The organism is Paraburkholderia sp. CNPSo 3272 (genome assembly GCF_024206495.1).
Taxonomy (GTDB): Bacteria; Pseudomonadota; Gammaproteobacteria; order Burkholderiales; family Burkholderiaceae; genus Paraburkholderia.
The window spans coordinates 55,902-73,128 of the sequence record NZ_JAMBPQ010000017.1 but is presented as its reverse complement, the minus strand read 5'-3'; the positions used below and the strand labels follow the sequence as shown (position 1 = coordinate 73,128).

Sequence of the window (17,227 nt, the reverse complement as noted above, 5' to 3'; positions counted from 1 at the left end):
TCGAGCCTTATGGATAGCGCACGTTGTGAACGCCCGGGCGCGCCGGCGGATAGAGCAGGGCGCGCCAGTCGGGCAGGACGTTCAGATGCGCCTGAACGTCGTGGCGAAACGCACGGTCGGTCAAACGCGAGCGAAAGCGTGCGGGAAAGCTCTTGCGCGCGGGCAGCTTGCTGTCCAGCCACGGCGCGATGTCGTCGTAAGTCGCGGCGTGCGAGGGCGGCGCAATGTGTGCGGGTCGGGCGACGGCGAGCGGCTGCAAAGCGTCGCGAAACGCGACCGGCATGGTCGTGACGAAAGCGTCTGTGGGGCGCGCCGAAAATTGCACACGGCCGGTGCTGTCGAAACTCGCGAAACGGCCGCTGCGTATCGACGTGGGCGGGTTGGTCGGTAAAGTCTGTGTGCCGGTCTCGCTGAATACGTCGACCGTTTGCGTGTTAACGTGCGCTGCGATGATCGCAGCCGCGCTCGATCCAACATCGAGCGCTCCGGATTCCGTGTCCACGCGCACCTGGGCGCAGGGCGCGGTGGCGCACGCGGCAGCGGCGATCTTCAGCCAGCCGCTGAGCAAGGCGACACGGGCGTCGGCCATGAGCATCGCGCGAGTTTGCGGACCGAGCGCGACGAGCGTGCCGTGCTCGTCCTGCAGATGCGCTACGCCTTCGCGTGATTCGAGCAGGTCGCCGCCGCGCAAGGTGTCGCCCGCCGCTGCCGAGGTCACGTTCGCGCCGCGCACGACGCCGACGGGTGCATCGCTGCTCGCGAGCCGCCAGGCGGCGTGCGCGGGCGAAGCGAGCGCCGCCGCAATGACGATGCCCGCTGTCCAGAGGTGCAATCGATGAGTCATGCCGAGCCATTGGTCGAGGTTCCCTCAACACAACAGCCCGGCGGCGAAATTATTCCGCGCCGGCCTTGGCGCTTATCCGTTATGCGGCGGTACGGCTTCCTGCGCCTCGCTGAATAGCGCGGCCGTATCGAGGTTGGAGATGCGCTTGCCGAGCGCGGCGAGATCGACATCGCCCGCCTGCCCGATGAGCGCGTAGGTCAGCTCGTTCTGCCGCCATGTGGTGACGCCCATCGAATCGACGGTGCGCGACGCGACCGCTTCGTCCGGGCGCGCGTCCTTCATCACGCACAACGCGATGGGCGGCCCGCTGCGCGGCAGATAAACGATCTGCACGAGCGGCTTGTTGCGAAAGCGCAGGCGCTGCACCGACTTGAAGGTGAGCCCGGCGCTGCTCAGGTCGGGCACACGCAGCGCTAGACGGTCGTCGCGGCGAATGTCTTCGACGACCCTGGCGGCGAGCGCGGGATCGTCCTGCCGGTACGCGACGGTTTCTCGCGTATAGAGCTTCTGGTAGCTGACCGCCGCCTTCACCCACGGCGACAGGTCCGATGCGCTCGCAAGTTGCGAGGCACCGGTGCCCTGACCGCCAGCCCCGGACAGCGAGTCGAAGCGCACGAACTGGCCGGCTACGAACGCGCCTACCACGCAGGCCGCCGCGAGCCAGACCGGCACGCGGCGCAGGCGCGATCTCACGGGCGCGGAAGGTTGTTGCTCCTCGGCTGGTATCGCCGCGTCGTTCGCGCTCGAAGAAGGTTGCGCGGGTTTCGCGGGTTCTGGGCTTTGGGCAGCTTGCGCGGTTTGCGCGCGCACCATTTCCTCGATGCCAAGGCGCAGCGATTCGGGCACGTGCGGCAGCGTTTGCTGGGCGAAGGCGCCGGCGAAATCGACCTGCGAGGCGCGCAGCAGCGTGACCTTCTTGCGCGCCTCGGCGGACTCGCGCAACTGCGCTTCGATCGCGGCGCGCTCGTCCGGCGACAGGCGGCCGTCCACATAGGCGAGTAACTGGGCGTCGTCGGCAATCATGCGAGTGAGTCCTTGTGCTGCGGGGCGGGCGGCGCCTTGGGCGCTGCACCGCTGAACATGGCGCCGACCGATTGCCGCGCTCGCGAGAGCCGGCTCATCACGGTGCCAATGGGTACCTTGAGCACGTCGGCGGCCTGCTGATACGTCATGCCTTCGACCGCGACGAGCAGCATCACCACACGCTGCGCTTCGGGCAGGCGCTCGACCGCTTCGATGATCTGGCTGTGCATGAGTTGCGTTTCGGGGCCATTATCGACGGGATCGGGGAGATTTTCGAGGAAATCGTCGTCCCATTCGAAGCTCGCGCGCTTGCGCACGCTACGGGCTCGCAGCTCGTTGATCCATGTGGAATGCAAGATGGAGTACATCCAGCTCAGCGGAGCCGTGTCGGGTTGAAGCTGATGCGCGCGTTCGAGCCCGCGCAGGCAGGCGCGCTGCACGAGGTCTTCGGCGTCGTGCTGGTCCCCGGACAGGCGCAGCGCAAACGCCCACAGCCGCGGAATCATGGCGGGTAGCATCCCCGGTAAGTCTGTACCGCTCATCGAAGGGTTTTCTCCACGATCCCCGTTCAATCCGGACCGGCGTGCGCTGCGGTCGTGTACGACCGTCTGGTCAAGGGCGCGGCTCGGGCCATTTCTGGTGAACTGGAAGCGAAACACCTGGCCGGTGGGCTTTATTCCATGCTTTCGTTCGGGTTGCGCCCGCGCGGCCTTCACTGACCTTCAGCGGGTTTTCACGCCGGCGTGCGCTTCTTCGCTCGTGCGCCGGTCGAACGACACCGCGTAAGCGGCCGCGCGCGCGGCGAGCAGCGGGTCGTCAGAGGGCGCGATGCCCACGGGCAGCACCGTCGGGTCGAAATTGATGTCGCGGCAGGGGCCGTCGATCTGCGACTGTGCATGCTCGATGACGATGGTACCCGCATCGACGCGATGCTGCTCGCGTTCGGCGGGCCACGCGCGGGTGGCGTCGTCCACCGTGTCGCCCGCGCCCGCGGGCGTCAGCATGAGGTGCCAGCGCACTGGAGCCGATTCCAATTGCACTTTCAGGTCGTGGGCGAGAAAGTCGGGGTCTCTCGCGTTCGAAGTCCGGGTGTCCAGCGGCGCGTAAGGCACATCGGGCACGACACTCCAGCGCACGAATCGCATGTTGCCGCTTGCGTCAGTGAAGCGAAACGCATCGATGCTGTAATAGCTCGCGTTATAGAACGCGGAGGACGGCGGATGCGCCGCGAGCCAGTCGCGCAGCGCGTTGGTTTCGGGGTGGCGCGCAAAGAACGCGTCGAGTCTCGCGGGGTCGGGACGGCCCGTGCGCTTATCGTGCTCCATTGCCTGTTGCAGTTCGTACACCGCCTGTGGCGTGCGCACCGCGAATACGGGCGCGGAATTCATGCCGGTGCGCCATTGCTCGCCGTCGCGCATCGCGAAGCGCAGCGCAAAGCTGCGCACGGTCGTGTCCGCGTCGTCTTCGCCGGGATTGCCGCCGGGCGCGGAGAAGCGGCCAATCAGCGGGGTGCGGCCGCGCTCGAATACGCTCGCGCGGGAAAGCGCCGTGCCGTTGCCGTTGCTGTCGAAATAGCCGCTCACGCAGATGCCTTTCGCATGGTTGCGGCGAAATCCGGGATGCTTGCCGGCACTGCGTTCGAATGCGTCGATGAGCCGGTCGGGCGTGAGCGCGGCCTGGGCGCCGGGCCAGTGTATCCAGCCCGCGGTCCATGCGAACGCCGCGGCAAAGGCCGCGAGCGTGATCGCGATGAATGCGTATCGGACGAGAAGTTGCGAAAGCGAAAGACGGGACATAAATCAGCGCAGGGGCCTCATACAGCCGCTGATGCGTGGAAAGGCCCTCTATGAATCTCGTGCGTTGCCGTCGTGCGGCGAGGTCGTTATGGTAATCCGCTTGCCGCTATTCAGTGTGCGCTGAACGATGAAGGTATACCTACGTATGGGACTCGCACTATGGCATACGCGTACGTCAGGTCGCACCGCTCGCGCTCGATCATGTGCGCGCCGCTGATCAAGCAAGGTGAACTCACTGGCTTGCTATATCTGGAGAACAGCCGGATTTCAGGCACGTTTACACTCGCCCGCTTGCGCATTCTCGAAGTGCTCGCCTCGCAGGCGGCTATCTCGCTCGAAAACGCGAAGCTCGACCGCAATATCAAGTCCGAGCACGAACGGCGCGCAGCGGCGGAACGGCATCTCCGCGATACGCAAGGCAAGCTGGACCGCGCCGCGAATCTCATGGCGCTCAGCGAGCTGGTTGCGTTTATCGTTCACGAGGTCAGTCAGCACCGTTAGTGCAATCGGTATGAGTTCGATCGCCGCCATGCAATGGCTTCAACGCGATGTGCCAAATCTGGACGAGGCGATCAAAATGCTCGGCACGGCGGACAGATCGAAGCGGCTTCGCTGGAGGGGAAAGGGGCGTGCTTCCGGTTTTCGCTGCCTCAGGGCAGTGGCAGTCTCGCCCCGACGCTGCGCTGATCGCAGGCGGATGGCCTGCGTGGATGCTGGAGCGGGAGACGAGTCTCGAACTCGCGACCTCAACCTTGGCAAGGTTGCGCTCTACCAACTGAGCTACTCCCGCATGTCTGGCTCCCCGACCTGGGCTCGAACCAGGGACCTACGGATTAACAGTCCGGCGCTCTACCGACTGAGCTATCGGGGAATCAAGGAGGCCGGATTGTACAGGAGATTTTTGGGTCTTGCAGCTTTTTCCTGGCAGATCATGGTGAGGCCGATTGGGAGAAATAACGTTGGAAACTTAACGGTTTACGATGTATTACCTACGGTAGATCTCCTCCCGGCAACATCGTGGCTCTACGACGCAACGCAAGTCTGGATCTACCCATGGGGCCACGGCTTGTCTATCGTAAGCGGCATCTCAACCCGTACCCTGGAGGAACCAAACGATGTCCTTCGCCGATGCCGTCAACGAAGCCGCCCTCGACACCAGCGCGGCACCTTCGCAACGCACGCGCGTGCGCCGGGTCGCGCAGCGCGCCCACTACGACGCGGCGACACTGCACGCGATTCTTGACGAAGCCTACGTCTGCCACGTCGCTTTCGCCGACGAGCACGGCGTGCATTGCATCCCCACCGCGTGCTGGCGCGAGGGCGATCATCTCTACATTCACGGTTCGAACGGCAGCCGGATGCTGCGGCTCGCGGCCGATGGCGCCGAGGTTTGCGTGACCGTTACGCATCTCGATGGTCTCGTGCTCGCGCGCTCGGCGTTCAATCATTCGATGAACTATCGTTCCGCCGTGATCTACGGCGTGTTCGAGGTGGTGACAGAGGAGCACAAGGCGGCGGTGCTCGATGCCTTCATGGAGCACATCGCACCGGGCCGCCGGCATGAAGTGCGTGCGGGTAACCGCAAGGAACTGGCAGCGACCACGGTGATGCGCATTGCGCTCGCGGAGTCCGTGACGAAGATCCGCACGGGCGGCCCGAAGGACGACGAGGAGGACATGGATCGGCCTGTCTGGGCAGGTGTGCTGCCGCTGACGCTCGCACCGTTGCCGCCCGTGGCCGACATCGCAACGCCGGAGCGCGAGGCTCCGGCTTATGTGAAGACCTGGTCAGACCGGCAGGGCGGCTGAACGCGGATTACAGCGTTCACCGCGCCGACGTAAGGGCGCGCAGCTTCGCCCGCAGCGGGTCGATGGCGAACTCGCGCGCTCTGCGCAATACGCGTCGAAGCTGCTCCGCGGCAAGGGGAAACTCGACGAGCCTGCCGCGCCAGGTGAGTATGACGAAATGCGACTCGTACCAGCTTTTATGATTTGACCAACGCTCCTTATAACTCGAGAAGTATGGGCGGAAGTCGAAATCACGGCCGTTCTCGAGCGCCCATCGCGCCATGCTGTCGACCAGCAGGTTGCCGACGGAGCGGGCGGCATAAGCTTCGTCATACGTCGTGATGAAATACTCCAGTCTGCGCGGCCCGGTCAGATTGACGGATGCCGCAATGGGGGCGCCGTCCAGTTTGACGAACGAGACCAGTGGAGTCGTGACGAGATCGGTCCGCCCGGCGAGTTCGATGAAGAAGTCGCGCACGTCGTCATTCATCAAATAGGGGGCGTCGAGGCCGCGAGCCAGCACCCAGTTGCGCTTCGTCGCAAAGAGCCACGTGAGTACCGCTCGGGCGTCGTCGACGTCCTTGCACCAGCCGTATTCAACCGCGCCGTCCTCCGAAAGCCGCCTTGCGAGGCGTCGCAATGGGCGACGCAGCGAGTCGGGCCTCGTGGCGATGAAGGCGTCGAAGGTGGGGAACCGGGACAGCTCCATGGCGTACCCGGAAAGCAGGCGCCAGCGCTCAGGAAGCGCGCGCTGGACCCACGACAAAGGCGCACGCGAGAGCGCCTCGTGAAGCGGCCCGTTGCTTTCGACGAAGCGTATCTCCAGTACGTCGGCGTTGACGCTGCGCAGCGCATCGACGGCGGCCTCGTAGAAGCGCGCGTCGCCACGATCGGATACGAGCGGGCCACCATATTCCTCGTTACTGCCGCAGCCGAGTGCCCGCGCGACCCGGCACGCGCCTTCGCGCGCAATGGACAGCGGCCAGAGTGCGACGAGCGCGGCGCCGTCGTAGACCAGCGCCACACTCACCGCCGCGCCGCGCGCGAATGCTTTGGCCGCCGCAAGTTCGCAGTATGTAAACTCGAGGGTCGCCGGGCACGCCGTGCAGACGGCCTCCCAGGAGGAGCGCAGTTTCAGGAAGTCCGCGTGGGTGTTGCATACGCGTATCTCGTGGCGAAGACTACCCGTGTTCGCGCGCGCGGCGACGTCGGGAAGGAAAGCAGTCTCGGTCGGTGAGTTTCGCATCATGTTGTCCCGGTAGTCCGATTCGGCGGAGCGTCAATCTCACGTTTTATCGATATGGACTCCGAATGAGATACATATGAAGATCGGAGGCATATCCATATGATCCATCGAAATAACCCGCTCAGCGCGGAAAAGTATTCCGATTGCTGGAAATTGGCGGCGGACGACTAATACGCGGGCGAAGCGTGGTAGGAGGAATGCGGGCTTGCGGTAAAACGCACTGCACCATTGCATGAATGCGGTTGACCTTCGGCACGAGTTGCCGCTCGATTAGTCGGTTGATTCATCAACCAGGTGGAGTTCCGACCGACGACGAACACGGCGATTGCCGAGCCCGCAGATTTGTGTGTATTGGACGCGGTTGGTTCTGATCAGGCAATGGCGGACCAAAGCATGCTGGCGATCGCGACCAGGTAGAACACTGCCGTGATGGTTGCCGCCACGCGCAGCGGCCGGCCGACTGCCGAACCGCTGCTGATAATGACCAGGCTTATCCCGATACCGATGAGGGCGAGCACGAAGAGTCGCGGCAGCAGACTCCAGCCATCCAGCCCGACCTTGAAGATCGACCAGCCGAGGGCGGCGGCGAACATGCCGAAATACCACCACAGTCCCGCTGAGCGGTTCCATAGCATGAGGATGCCAGCGCCAATGAGTGCAACGCCGGCAACGAAGTAGTAAGGGGCGTGGCCCATCCAGGGTATCCACCCGCCCAGCACTGCGAAAGCTGCGCCGACGAGGATGATCCATTCTGCGGTCTCGGCAGGAGACGTCCAGCGGCGGTAAGACATAAAAGTCCCCCCAATGACAAACCGGACTTTGCAGCGAGCGATGCCGAGATCTGAAACTGACTTATCGACGCATCGATGAAAAAGCTCAAAGCAAAGTCCCACACTGATCCTAAGCAGCCGATGTGCCCAGGTCAAGGGTGATAACACCTTGAATTTGTAAGAACTCAGAAACCCATTCGCATTCCTTTATCTCGCGAAAGAAATGCACGTCGACGGGATTGGCCAAAGTCGACATTACCGGGAGAATGCGATTTCGCGGCAAGAGTTGCAGTGCGAGGCCGCATGCCAAGAAGAATGCGTCAACATTACTTGCGGCACAGAGGCGTACGCCGCGGCGGCAGCGCGCCCTCGTCCATATCGCGGCCAGCGCTTTCGATCTGAAAAATACTTGGTTCCTTCGCACTCGTCATGCGGATAGGCTGCGTACTTCGCCAGCGCCAAGGTCAGCGGCAGCGCAAAGGCAACGAGAAAAGAAGGAAAACCGATAATGAAAAGCAGCATCTGGGGCGCAGTGCCAGGCGCACTGTTGACGGCGCTTCTGGTCGTAGCATCGACGTCCGCCCATGCGGATCGTCTTGACGACATCAAGCGGGCGGGCGTGTTGCGCGTCGCTGCATTCGACAGCAATCCGCCGTTCGGTTTCGTCGATCCAAAAGATAATCAGATCGTTGGCCTCGACGTGGACTATGCGCGCGCCGTCGCCAAAAACCTGGGTGTGAAACTCGAAGTTCAACCCACCAATCCCGCCAATCGCATCGCATTTCTGAAGTCGGGCAAGGTCGATCTGGTATTCGCCAACTTTACGATTACCGACGATCGCAGGAAGGAAGTGGATTTCAGCACGCCATATTTCGCGTCCGGCACCCAGTTCATTGCGAAGAAGGGCGTGCTGAAGTCTTCGGAACAGCTCAATGGTCTGCGTATCGGCGCGGATAAAGGAACGACCAACGAGCAACAGGTGCGTGCGAAATTCCCGGGCGCAACCATCATTGCTTACGATGACACGCCTTTCGCTTTCGCTGCGCTGCGCACGGGCAACGTGCAGGCCATCACGCAGGACGGCCCGAAGCTCGTCGCGCTGCTGGCACGCGCACCGGACAAGGCGAGCTACGAGATCTCCCCGTTCACGATCTCGAACGACTACGAAGGCGTTGGCGTGCCCAAAGGCGAGACGCGTCTGCTCGATGCGGTGAACGGCACGCTGACGCACCTGGAAAGCGACGGCGAGGCCGGGCAGATTTACGACAAGTGGTTCGGCCCGAAGAGTGCGGCGCCGCTGCCCCGTCTCTTCAAGATCGGCGACCCGCAAAAGAACAGTTGAGCGCGGCGCCCGATTCATGCATAGCTGGCTCGAACCGAAGTACCTCGCGTGGCTTGAACAAGGTTTCTTCGTCACACTGATGCTCTCCGCCTGCGCGGCGTCGTGCGCGACGCCCCTGGGATTTTTGCTGGCGGTTGCGCGCACGGCCCGCACTTGCGCGATTGCGCGCGCTGCTGCGCTCTACGTGTTCGTCTTCCGCAATTCTCCGCTGCTCGTTCAATTGCTGTTCTGGTACTTCGGCGTTGCAGCCGTGCTGCCGTCCGGCTGGATGAGTTGGCTCAACACCCCGCATCTCGCAACGTTTGGGCCGCTCACGCTGCGCTGGCCGAGTTTCGAACTGTTCGCCGGCTGGGTCGGATTGACCTGCTACACCACGGCGTTCATCGGCGAAGAGTTTCTGGCCGGCCTGCGCGGCGTGAACCACGCCCAATGGCAGGCGGCCGCGGCGCTTGGAATGCGCCGTTACACGACCCTGCGCTACGTGATCCTGCCGCAGGCGTTGCGCATCGCGACGCCGCCGCTCGCCGGCCAATACATGAACGTGATCAAAAACTCGTCGCTGACGATGGCGATAGGCGTCGGCGAACTGTCGTACATGTCGCGGCAGGTCGATACCGAGAGCTTCAGGACCTTCCAGGCATTCGGCACCGCGACGGTCTTCTATGTGCTGGCGATCGCCGTGATCGAGGTCGCGCTGGTGCTCTGGCAACGCGCCGGCCTGGACGGTTTGCAGCGAGGCCGTGCGTGAACGGGTTCGCGTGGTGGCCGGCTTTGCGTTATTTGCTGATCGGCGCGTTTCCGGCGGGACCGCTGGGAGGCGTTGCGCTGACCATCGCGCTCTCCGTGGTGTCGGCGCTGCTCTCGGCCCTGATCGGATTCGCGCTTGGCGTCGCGCTCGCCATGACGCGCGGATTCGTCCGTCTCGCGCTGACCGCGACGGTCGCGTTCTTTCGCGCGATTCCCGTGCTGATGCTGATTTTCTGGACCTTCTTCCTGATACCGATCCTGCTGCACATCGATGTTCCAGGTCTTGCGACGGTTGTGTGCGCGCTGGCGCTGATCGGCGGCGCATATCTGTCGCATTCGGTCTATGCAGGCATCGCGTCGATCGGCGCAGGGCAGCGGCAGGCAGCGCTATCGCTTGGCCTGACGCGCTGGCAGGCGCTACGCGAGGTCATCCTGCCGCAAGCCGTGCGGGTGATGATGCCGTCGTTCATCAATCAGTGGGTGGCGTTGATCAAGGATACGTCGCTCGCCTATATCGTCGGCGTGCCGGAATTCACGTTTCTCGCCAATCAGCTCAATAACCGTCTGCTCGTGTACCCGGCGCAAATCTTCCTGTTCGTCGGGCTCGTCTATCTGCTGCTGTGCGGTGCGATGCAATGGGGCGCCAATGCGCTGCTCGCGCGACGCATTCAAATGGATACGCATCCTCGACCGTTGCCGGCAGGCCGGAACACGATACGATGAAAGCGTCTTTCTAAACGCGTTGGACCTGCACCCGCCCGATCAGGGGGCAATCCAGCTGTGGGTCCAGCTGTCACCGTCACGGACAAACAGCGCGCGCTGATTTTCCGAAAGGTCTAGCCAATCCAGGCGCGCCGGTCGCAACTCCACGACGCCGAAATGCTTAAGGCCCTCGTCGGGGCCGGGAATACCGTGTGCCGCGTCGAACGCATCACCCGAATGACTCATGCGGGTTCCCGGTGGCAGGCGCGTGCGGTAAACAATTAGATCGTGGTCGGGACTGGTCCTCCATGCATCGATTCGCGCTTGCCCGTCGCGAAGGATTCGGGTTTTGCCATATATGCGGACTTGCAGGTTGTGGACGGGATCGCAACCGACGAGCGCGATGCGAGGTTCCCGGGTGAGTTCGGCAATCTTGGGCGAGCGCAGGTCGGTATGGAAAGTGAGCCGGTTCCCGACTTCATTGGCGCTGCGAAGCAGTACGGTGCGCACATTCGGGGAACCATCAAGGCCGATCGTCGCGGCCTGCATCACCTTGAACGGCTGACTATCTTCGCGTACCGCGGCAGCGAGGCAATCCCAGATTCGGGCATAAATCTGACCGAGACTCATCGAGTTTATTCCTGCAGACTGACATCGCCTGATGAAGGATGGAATCAGAAGAGAAGCGCACGCTCGATGCCCGGGAACGTGCCCTGCGGGGCGGGGTGCACTCCGCACGTCTATGCACTCTTCCCGATGAAAGCCGGCTTGAGCCTCCGTTTTCGACGCGAGCATGCCAATCGAAGCGAACTCCCGGCGCACGCCTGGGCGGCGGACATTGGCCCGGGTCTCGGTACGGTCGCAACGGACAATGATCCCGGCGGCATCCTCACGTATTCGCTGGCCGGCGCGCAATATGGTTTCGATCTGCTCTGGGTGTGTGTTCTTTCATACCCGTCGATGGTAGCGCTCCAGCTGATCGCCACGCGCGTCGCCGCGGTCACGGGCAAGGGCCTCACGGAGAACATGCGCGAGCACTATGCGCGCTGGATCTTCCTGATCGCTGTCGCGCGCTTTCTGGGTGCGAATACCGTGAACATGGCTGCCGACATGCTTGCGATGGGGGAAGCCGCGCGCTTGATGTTCCGAGGGCCCGTCGCGCCATTCATCATCCTTTTTGCCGGCGCGTCAATCGCGCTTCAATGGTGGATTCCATATGCGCGCTACGCTAACGTGCTCAAGTGGCTAGCGCTCTCGCTGTTCGCGTATGCCGGCGTGATGTTCGTGACCGACGTGCCGTGGCGCACCGTGGCGTGGCATGCCCTGGTGCCACGTTTCACCTGGTCCGAAGATTACTTCGGGATGCTGCTTGCGGTGCTCGGCACCACGGTCAGCCCGTACCTGCTGTTTTCGCAGGCGGAACAGGAGGTCGAAGAGCGTACGCGCACGGGGGAAAGCCCCGAAAGCCGTAACGAAGACCCCCCGCAGCTAAAAAAGACGCGACGCGATACGCTCGTGCGGACGCTGTTTTCCAACGCCTGCGGGGCGCTTGTTCTCGTCGCGGCTGCCGTTACGCTCCACGCCGCGCACCAGCCGGTCAGCAGTACCCAGGCCGCCGCACTTGCGATCGCTCCGGTCGCGCATGGATACGCGTCGCCTGTACTCGGCCTCGCGCTCCTCGGCACCGCGCTGCTTGCGCTCCCGCCTCTGGCGGGTTCGGCGGCGCACGCGGCCGCGAGTTCATTCGGATGGCCGCAGGGTGAGCGGCGAGACCGCCGCATCGCCGGCGTCCTCGTTGTGCTCATGGTGGTGAGTCTGGCCATTGCGCTGCTATTCCATGTATCCGGGGTCGATCCGGTCAAGGCCTGTTATTGGAGTGCCTTGGCCAACGGCATGACCGTCGCGCCCGTCCTCGTCCTGCTGTTGCTGTTGAGCCGGCGCCGCGAGGCCGTGGGCGAGATGAAGGCGCACGCGATCACTCGCGCACTATGCTGGCTGGCCACGCTCGCTACGGGCGCGGCATTGGCAGTGCATACCGTTTTGGAGTTCACATGAGAGCCCACGAACGGCGAAGCGCTCGTGCAATCAAAACCCCAGAATTTCGCGCGCCGCGTCCATGGACAGGGGCCTAGCCCGTGGCGTTGAGGGCTGCGCGCTCCGGTATCGGGCGGTGGGCGCAGGCATCCGGCGTGCGCATGCACAGAAACCAGACTGTGCCGCTCGTGCGCGAAGTACGCGAGCGGGGCGGTCTGGCCTTTGCTGCGTACGCCACGATCGCACTTCGGGTGGCATGACGCAATGTCACGCCAATACCATGGAGTTCGAATGATCGGGGTCATTATTCCTGCGCACAACGAAGCGGGCCTGATCGCCGCGTGTCTTGCCTCGGTGCGGTGCGCCGCGGCGCATCCTTCGCTGCGAGGCGAAGCGGTTCGGCCGCTCGTGGTGCTCGACGCCTGCACGGATGCATCGGCTGCAATCGTCTCGGACTTCGGGTTCGAGGCCCTATGCATAGAAGCGCGCAACGTTGGCGTCGCCCGCGCTGCCGGCGCCGAGGCTTTGCTCGCCTACGGCGCCCGCTGGCTGGCCTTCACCGACGCCGACAGCCACGTCGCGCCCGACTGGCTTGCCGCCCAGCTCGCGCTTGCCGCGGACGCCGTGTGCGGGCCCGTGAGCGTGGACGACTGGAGCGCGCTGGCGCCTTGCGCCCGCGCGACCTGGGAACGGCGCTACCGCGATGCAGACGGGCATCGCCACATTCATGGCGCAAATCTGGGCGTCTCGGCGCACGCGTATTTGCGCGCTGGAGGTTTTCCGCCGCTTGCCTGCAGCGAAGACGTCGCGCTGGTCGACCTGCTGATCGCGACAGGCGCCACGCTCGCGTGGAGCGCGGCGCCGCGCGTGGTGACGAGCGGGCGGCGCGACGCGCGTGCGCGCGGCGGCTTCGGCGACACGCTCGCCGCGTGGGCGGACGGCGTGGACGATAGCGAGCAGTCGGTTGTGCCTTGAGTCCCAGGGTGTCTTCACGCGCTTTCGCGGCGCGCGACACTGAGCCGATCGCGGCTCCAGACATCGAGGAGAAAATCCGTATCTTCGATCTGAACCACGGCCTCCAGCGCGGCGTTTGCCGCCGCCTGCGCGAAGATGCCGTGCACCTGGGCGCTTTGCAGCATCCAGGGCTCGCCGCCGTGACGCCAGTGGCAGCACGCCAGCGTGCCATCGGCGGCGAGCGAGGAGGCGGCTAGCGTGGCGAGCGAAGTGCAGTCGCTTGCATTCAGGTAGTACGCGAATTCGCTCATCACGATCAAGTCGAACTGGCCGGGGGGCCAGTCGCGCGGCATGGCGAGCGACTGCACGTCCACGTTCGAGAACGCGGCAAGGCGCTCTTGTGCCGCGGCGACGGCGCGAGGCGAGAAGTCCGCGCAAAGCAGATGCTCGCAACGCCGCACCAGTTCGGCGGAGAGGGCCCCGATCGCGCAACCCGGCTCGAACGCAGTGCGATAACGCTCGCGCGGCAGCGACGCGAGCAGCAGCGCGCGCTTGCGCGCCTCGTACCAGCTGTCGCGATAGCGCCATGGATCGGGGCTCGCCGCGAACTTGCTGTCGAAATAGCTGGCGAGCGATGCGGGGGGACGGTCCATCGTTATCCTTGCGATCACGGGTTTTAGAGCCGCCAGTCTTCGCCCGACTCGAGCACCGCGCCGGCGAGCGCGGCAAGATCGGCTTCCGCATGGCTCTGGCGCACGAAGACCGGCAGGTCCGCGCTCATGCGCGCGAACCAGCGGTCGCGGCACAGAGGCGCCGCGCCCATGCCGCGTGCGCAGGCACGCAGCGTACTGTCTACTGCGCTTTCCACGGCGCAGCGCGCGCGCAAAGCGTGGCGCATGGCGTCCGCGAGCGGCGCGGCGTCGATGGTGGACGCGCACTCGCGCAGGCACGCGCGCGCGCCGGCGAGCGCGACGTCCGCGGCGCCCAGGTGTGCACGCAAATGAGGATTGTCGCGGCGCTGCGCCGCGTCGCGCAGTCTCGCCGCGAGCGCCGAAGCGGCACCGTACCAGCAAGCCGCGATACCCGCGCCGCCGTGCCAGAAGCCGGGCCGGCGCACATACGCCCCAGCGTTGCCGACGAGCGTTGCGCGCGCATCGGAAAAGTCCACTTCCACGCTTTGAGTGGCGTCCATGCCGACCGCTTCCCACCCGCGCGCGCTGACCGTTACGCCTGGCTGGTCGAGGGATACGGCCGCGAGCCAGTCGCTCCCGTCTGTATCGACGCAGGTCACGAGCGCGTGGGTAACGAAGCGCGCGCCCGAACACCATGCCTTGGTGCCGGCGAGCTTGACGTGCCTGCCATCGCGCGAAGCAAAGCTTAGTTCGTTGCCCGGCGAGCGAGCGGCCCAGACGGCCCAGACCGGCTGTCCGGCAAGGGAAGGGGCTTCGAGGCGCGTAGCCGGCGCGAGTTCGGCCAGGATCGCGCGGGCGTCGGCGTGCGCTTCATAAATCTTGACTAGCGAAAGGTCGCGCGCGGCTACCTCCGCGAGAAATTGCCAGCGCGCGAGTGTGTCGGCCGCGCCGGGCGTCGGCAGGACGGGAAACGCCGCCACCAGACGCGCAGTCGCGCCGGCGAGCGTCGCCGCGTCGAGCGGCATGGATTCGCTGGCCATCAAGGCATGGAGTTCCGCTTGCCAGTGTGTGGGTAAATCGGACATGGTGGACTCCCATGTGAATTGCTCAACGTGAGCAAGCGGCATGCCATCGCCAGTATGAGCGGGGCTCGCGGCAGCGCGAGCATGCTGTCGCCAATGCCCGGAAGCCCGCCGCTCCACATGACCGAGTAGGCAATCCGTCCGCGTTCGACGTCGAGCACGATGTGATTGATCTTGCCGAGCCCTTCGTTATCCGAACTGAAGACGGCCGCAACCCGCGCCCGCGTCGCCACGCCATGGCGGCGGCCCGAGCCGGAACGCCAATTGCGCGTTTGTGACGTTCGACGAGCTTTTCGACAAGGAATTCATCATGAAAGAGAAGGCGGCGGAAATACGCACGCCGCAGGTGCGAAAAGGACAGATGACGCAAGGTCTGTCGCGCGAGGCGTTTCGGGCGCGCTTTATGGCCCGCTATCACGATCCCGCGTTTCGAGCCGAAGACGCCGCGCTCGCGCGCCTCGAAACGATTGCCTGGGATGCCTATAGCGAAGGACGCAAGGCGCCGCTGACCACGAAGGCGGGGGAGGGTTATGCCGATCCCGATTATGACCTCTCCACCGAATGGCGCTTGACCCACGAGCGCCTCGAAGCCGCGCAGCGGCGCCAGCAGGAGAGCGGTACGCGCTCCCGCGTGATCGTGGTGAATGCGTCGTCGCGCAATGACTATACGTGCCCGGGAGAGATGTCGAAGAGTTTTCGGCTCGCGCAGATCTGCGAGCATGAACTCACACAGGCCGGCATCGAAGCCGACATGCTCGACCTCTCGCGCCTCGCCGCCGAACCCGACCTCCACATTTATCCGTGCAAGGGCTGTGTCTCCACGGCAATGCCGCTATGCCACTGGCCATGCAGCTGCTATCCGAACCATTCGCTCGGTCAGGTCAACGACTGGATGGCGGAGATTTACGAGCGCTTCACGGCCTGCCACGGCGCGATTTTCGTGACCCCGGTGTATTGGTATCAGGTGAGTAGCCCGCTCAAGCTGATGATGGACCGGCTCGTATGCGCGGACGGCGGCAATCCCGATCCTTCCTCGACGCACGGCAAGCATCCGGACGAAGCGAAGGCGCTTGAACTGGCGGGCTGGCATTATCCCAAGCATCTTGCGGGGCGTGCGTACGGCGCGATCGTGCATGGCGATGTGGCAGGCATCGAGGACACGCGCCGCGCGCTTGCCGACTGGCTCGACTGGATGGGATGGGTCGACGCGGGTGCGTCGGCGCGCATCGATCGCATGGTGGGCTACTACGAACCCTACGCGAGCTCACATGACACGCTCGACGCCGACGTGCGCTTCCAGCAGGAGGTGGCCAACGTCGCCCGCGCGGTGGGGAAAGCGGTGCTCGCGCTCCGCGCAGGCAAGCTGCATCGCGCCGACGAAGGTATCGAACCGCCGCGTCCGAAATGAATCTGGTCTGCATTGCACAGCAATGTGCAGTTGTAGAAGCTACGCGCAAGCGCTGCAAGCCGTACGATTTGGGGCCCCCGCGCCATTTCGCGTGCATGCCATTGAGCCTCTGAAGCCCAAAAGGAGAGACGATGTCGATTGCTTTGCCTCACGACATGAGCGACGGCGCGCCGCGGCTGATCGTGGTTTCGCCGCATCTGGACGACGCCGTGCTCGGCTGCGCCGGTCTCATCGCAAGGTGCCCTGGTTCGATCGTTTGCACGGTGTTCGCGGGCGAGCCCGCCGCGCCGATGCATACGCAATGGGATGAAGCCAGCGGCTTTGCCGATGCGCACGAAGCCGTGCGCGCGCGCAAGCAGGAGGACGAGCGAGCGCTTGCGCTGTGTGGCGCCACACCGTTGTGGCTGGATTTTCTGGATGGACAGTATGGTGCGACGCCCGACGTCGAAGACGTTGCGCACACGTTGGCCGAGCAGTTCGCGCGTTTCGGCGCCTGGCTGCCCGTGTGCCCGTTCGGCCTGTGGCATTCCGATCATCAACTCGTGGGCGCCGCGTGCCGCTTGCTGCTGCAAACGGAGCGTCTTACACGATATATCGCCTACGAGGACGCTATTTACCGCGCAATGCCCGGTGTGCTCGATGAAGGCTTCCAGCGCCTCGAAGCAGAGCGCTTGCGGGTGAGCCCGCTGCGCGCGCAGGCGTTCGGCCGGTATCCGGCTCGGCGGCTCGCGGCGATCAAGCGGCGCGCAGTGGGGGCGTACCCGAGCCAGATGCGTGCATTCGGTCCGTTTCCGCCGGATGTGGAGCGGCCCGAGCGTTACTGGCAGGTGGAGCGGCCTGCATTGCTCACATAGGCATAG

At 64.4% G+C, this 17,227-nt stretch carries 18 protein-coding genes, 2 tRNA genes and 1 pseudogene; 9 read left to right on the top strand and 12 right to left on the bottom strand.

The window, feature by feature from the left end; genetic code table 11:
- Positions 1-7 precede the first annotated feature (7 nt).
- The 4 genes from M3I53_RS21175 to M3I53_RS21160 form a co-directional block, all read right to left on the bottom strand.
- Positions 8-844, bottom strand: a complete 837-nt coding sequence (locus tag M3I53_RS21175) for a hypothetical protein (RefSeq protein WP_254317803.1) — start codon at positions 842-844, stop codon at positions 8-10.
- A gap of 72 nt (positions 845-916) precedes the next feature.
- Positions 917-1,867 (bottom strand): anti-sigma factor, encoded by a 951-nt coding sequence (locus M3I53_RS21170; protein ID WP_254317802.1) that lies wholly within the window; start codon positions 1,865-1,867, stop codon positions 917-919.
- Entirely contained in the window at positions 1,864-2,409 is a 546-nt protein-coding gene (locus M3I53_RS21165) for an RNA polymerase sigma factor (RefSeq protein ID WP_254317801.1), read from the bottom strand. The genes M3I53_RS21170 and M3I53_RS21165 overlap by 4 nt, the downstream gene beginning before the upstream one ends.
- A 180-nt stretch (positions 2,410-2,589) precedes the next feature.
- Positions 2,590-3,663, bottom strand: a complete 1,074-nt coding sequence (locus M3I53_RS21160) for a catalase family peroxidase (protein ID WP_254317800.1) — start codon at positions 3,661-3,663, stop codon at positions 2,590-2,592.
- A gap of 72 nt (positions 3,664-3,735) precedes the next feature.
- On the opposite strand from M3I53_RS21160, the gene M3I53_RS21155 reads away from it, so the two are divergent.
- On the top strand, positions 3,736-4,164 hold the full coding sequence (locus tag M3I53_RS21155) for a GAF domain-containing protein (RefSeq protein WP_375542561.1): 429 nt from the start codon (positions 3,736-3,738) through the stop codon (positions 4,162-4,164).
- A 213-nt stretch (positions 4,165-4,377) separates the two neighbouring features.
- On the opposite strand, the gene M3I53_RS21150 is transcribed toward M3I53_RS21155, so the two are convergent.
- Positions 4,378-4,453, bottom strand: a tRNA-Gly gene (locus tag M3I53_RS21150).
- A gap of 5 nt (positions 4,454-4,458) precedes the next feature.
- A tRNA-Asn gene (locus M3I53_RS21145) sits at positions 4,459-4,534 on the bottom strand.
- Positions 4,535-4,778: 244 nt separating this feature from the next.
- Here M3I53_RS21145 and M3I53_RS21140 point away from each other — a divergent pair.
- Entirely contained in the window at positions 4,779-5,471 is a 693-nt protein-coding gene (locus tag M3I53_RS21140; protein ID WP_254317798.1) for a pyridoxamine 5'-phosphate oxidase family protein, read from the top strand.
- A gap of 16 nt (positions 5,472-5,487) precedes the next feature.
- Here the strand turns inward: M3I53_RS21140 and M3I53_RS21135 are convergent, their stop codons facing one another.
- Both M3I53_RS21135 and M3I53_RS21130 read right to left on the bottom strand, forming a co-directional pair.
- Positions 5,488-6,699, bottom strand: coding sequence for a GNAT family N-acetyltransferase (locus tag M3I53_RS21135; RefSeq protein ID WP_254317797.1), 1,212 nt, complete (start codon positions 6,697-6,699; stop codon positions 5,488-5,490).
- Positions 6,700-7,067: 368 nt separating this feature from the next.
- Positions 7,068-7,487, bottom strand: coding sequence for a hypothetical protein (locus M3I53_RS21130; RefSeq protein ID WP_254317796.1), 420 nt, complete (start codon positions 7,485-7,487; stop codon positions 7,068-7,070).
- Positions 7,488-7,974: 487 nt separating this feature from the next.
- On the opposite strand from M3I53_RS21130, the gene M3I53_RS21125 reads away from it, so the two are divergent.
- The 3 genes from M3I53_RS21125 to M3I53_RS21115 are packed head-to-tail and all read left to right on the top strand — an operon-like array spanning position 7,975 to position 10,278.
- Positions 7,975-8,808: an ABC transporter substrate-binding protein gene (locus M3I53_RS21125; RefSeq protein ID WP_254317795.1), complete on the top strand. Its 834-nt coding sequence runs from the start codon at positions 7,975-7,977 to the stop codon at positions 8,806-8,808.
- Positions 8,809-8,824: 16 nt separating this feature from the next.
- Entirely contained in the window at positions 8,825-9,556 is a 732-nt protein-coding gene (locus M3I53_RS21120) for an amino acid ABC transporter permease (protein ID WP_254317794.1), read from the top strand.
- Complete coding sequence (locus tag M3I53_RS21115; RefSeq protein WP_254317793.1) at positions 9,553-10,278, top strand: amino acid ABC transporter permease; 726 nt, start codon at positions 9,553-9,555, stop codon at positions 10,276-10,278. Before M3I53_RS21120 ends, M3I53_RS21115 begins: the two co-directional genes overlap by 4 nt.
- A gap of 39 nt (positions 10,279-10,317) precedes the next feature.
- Here the strand turns inward: M3I53_RS21115 and M3I53_RS21110 are convergent, their stop codons facing one another.
- Both M3I53_RS21110 and M3I53_RS21105 read right to left on the bottom strand, forming a co-directional pair.
- Positions 10,318-10,503: a hypothetical protein gene (locus M3I53_RS21110; protein WP_254317866.1), complete on the bottom strand. Its 186-nt coding sequence runs from the start codon at positions 10,501-10,503 to the stop codon at positions 10,318-10,320.
- Between the two features lie 138 nt (positions 10,504-10,641).
- Positions 10,642-10,806: pseudogene (locus M3I53_RS21105) on the bottom strand (pyridoxamine 5'-phosphate oxidase family protein); the annotation flags it as partial.
- 147 nt (positions 10,807-10,953) lie between these two features.
- Here M3I53_RS21105 and M3I53_RS21100 point away from each other — a divergent pair.
- Both M3I53_RS21100 and M3I53_RS21095 read left to right on the top strand, forming a co-directional pair.
- Positions 10,954-12,312: a divalent metal cation transporter gene (locus M3I53_RS21100; protein WP_309249541.1), complete on the top strand. Its 1,359-nt coding sequence runs from the start codon at positions 10,954-10,956 to the stop codon at positions 12,310-12,312.
- A gap of 270 nt (positions 12,313-12,582) precedes the next feature.
- The gene (locus M3I53_RS21095) at positions 12,583-13,266 is read left to right on the top strand and encodes a glycosyltransferase family 2 protein (protein WP_254317791.1); all 684 of its coding nucleotides are present in this window, start codon (positions 12,583-12,585) and stop codon (positions 13,264-13,266) included.
- A 14-nt stretch (positions 13,267-13,280) separates the two neighbouring features.
- Here the strand turns inward: M3I53_RS21095 and M3I53_RS21090 are convergent, their stop codons facing one another.
- Positions 13,281-13,898 carry an SAM-dependent methyltransferase gene (locus M3I53_RS21090; protein WP_254317790.1) on the bottom strand — a complete coding sequence of 206 codons (618 nt, stop codon included), beginning with the start codon at positions 13,896-13,898 and terminating at the stop codon, positions 13,281-13,283.
- Positions 13,899-13,921: 23 nt separating this feature from the next.
- Positions 13,922-14,962 carry an acyl-CoA dehydrogenase family protein gene (locus tag M3I53_RS21085; protein ID WP_254317789.1) on the bottom strand — a complete coding sequence of 347 codons (1,041 nt, stop codon included), beginning with the start codon at positions 14,960-14,962 and terminating at the stop codon, positions 13,922-13,924.
- A gap of 370 nt (positions 14,963-15,332) precedes the next feature.
- On the opposite strand from M3I53_RS21085, the gene M3I53_RS21080 reads away from it, so the two are divergent.
- Positions 15,333-16,367 (top strand): flavodoxin family protein, encoded by a 1,035-nt coding sequence (locus tag M3I53_RS21080; protein WP_309249542.1) that lies wholly within the window; start codon positions 15,333-15,335, stop codon positions 16,365-16,367.
- Positions 16,368-16,498: 131 nt separating this feature from the next.
- Positions 16,499-17,221: a PIG-L deacetylase family protein gene (locus M3I53_RS21075; protein WP_254317787.1), complete on the top strand. Its 723-nt coding sequence runs from the start codon at positions 16,499-16,501 to the stop codon at positions 17,219-17,221.
- Positions 17,222-17,227 lie beyond the last annotated feature (6 nt).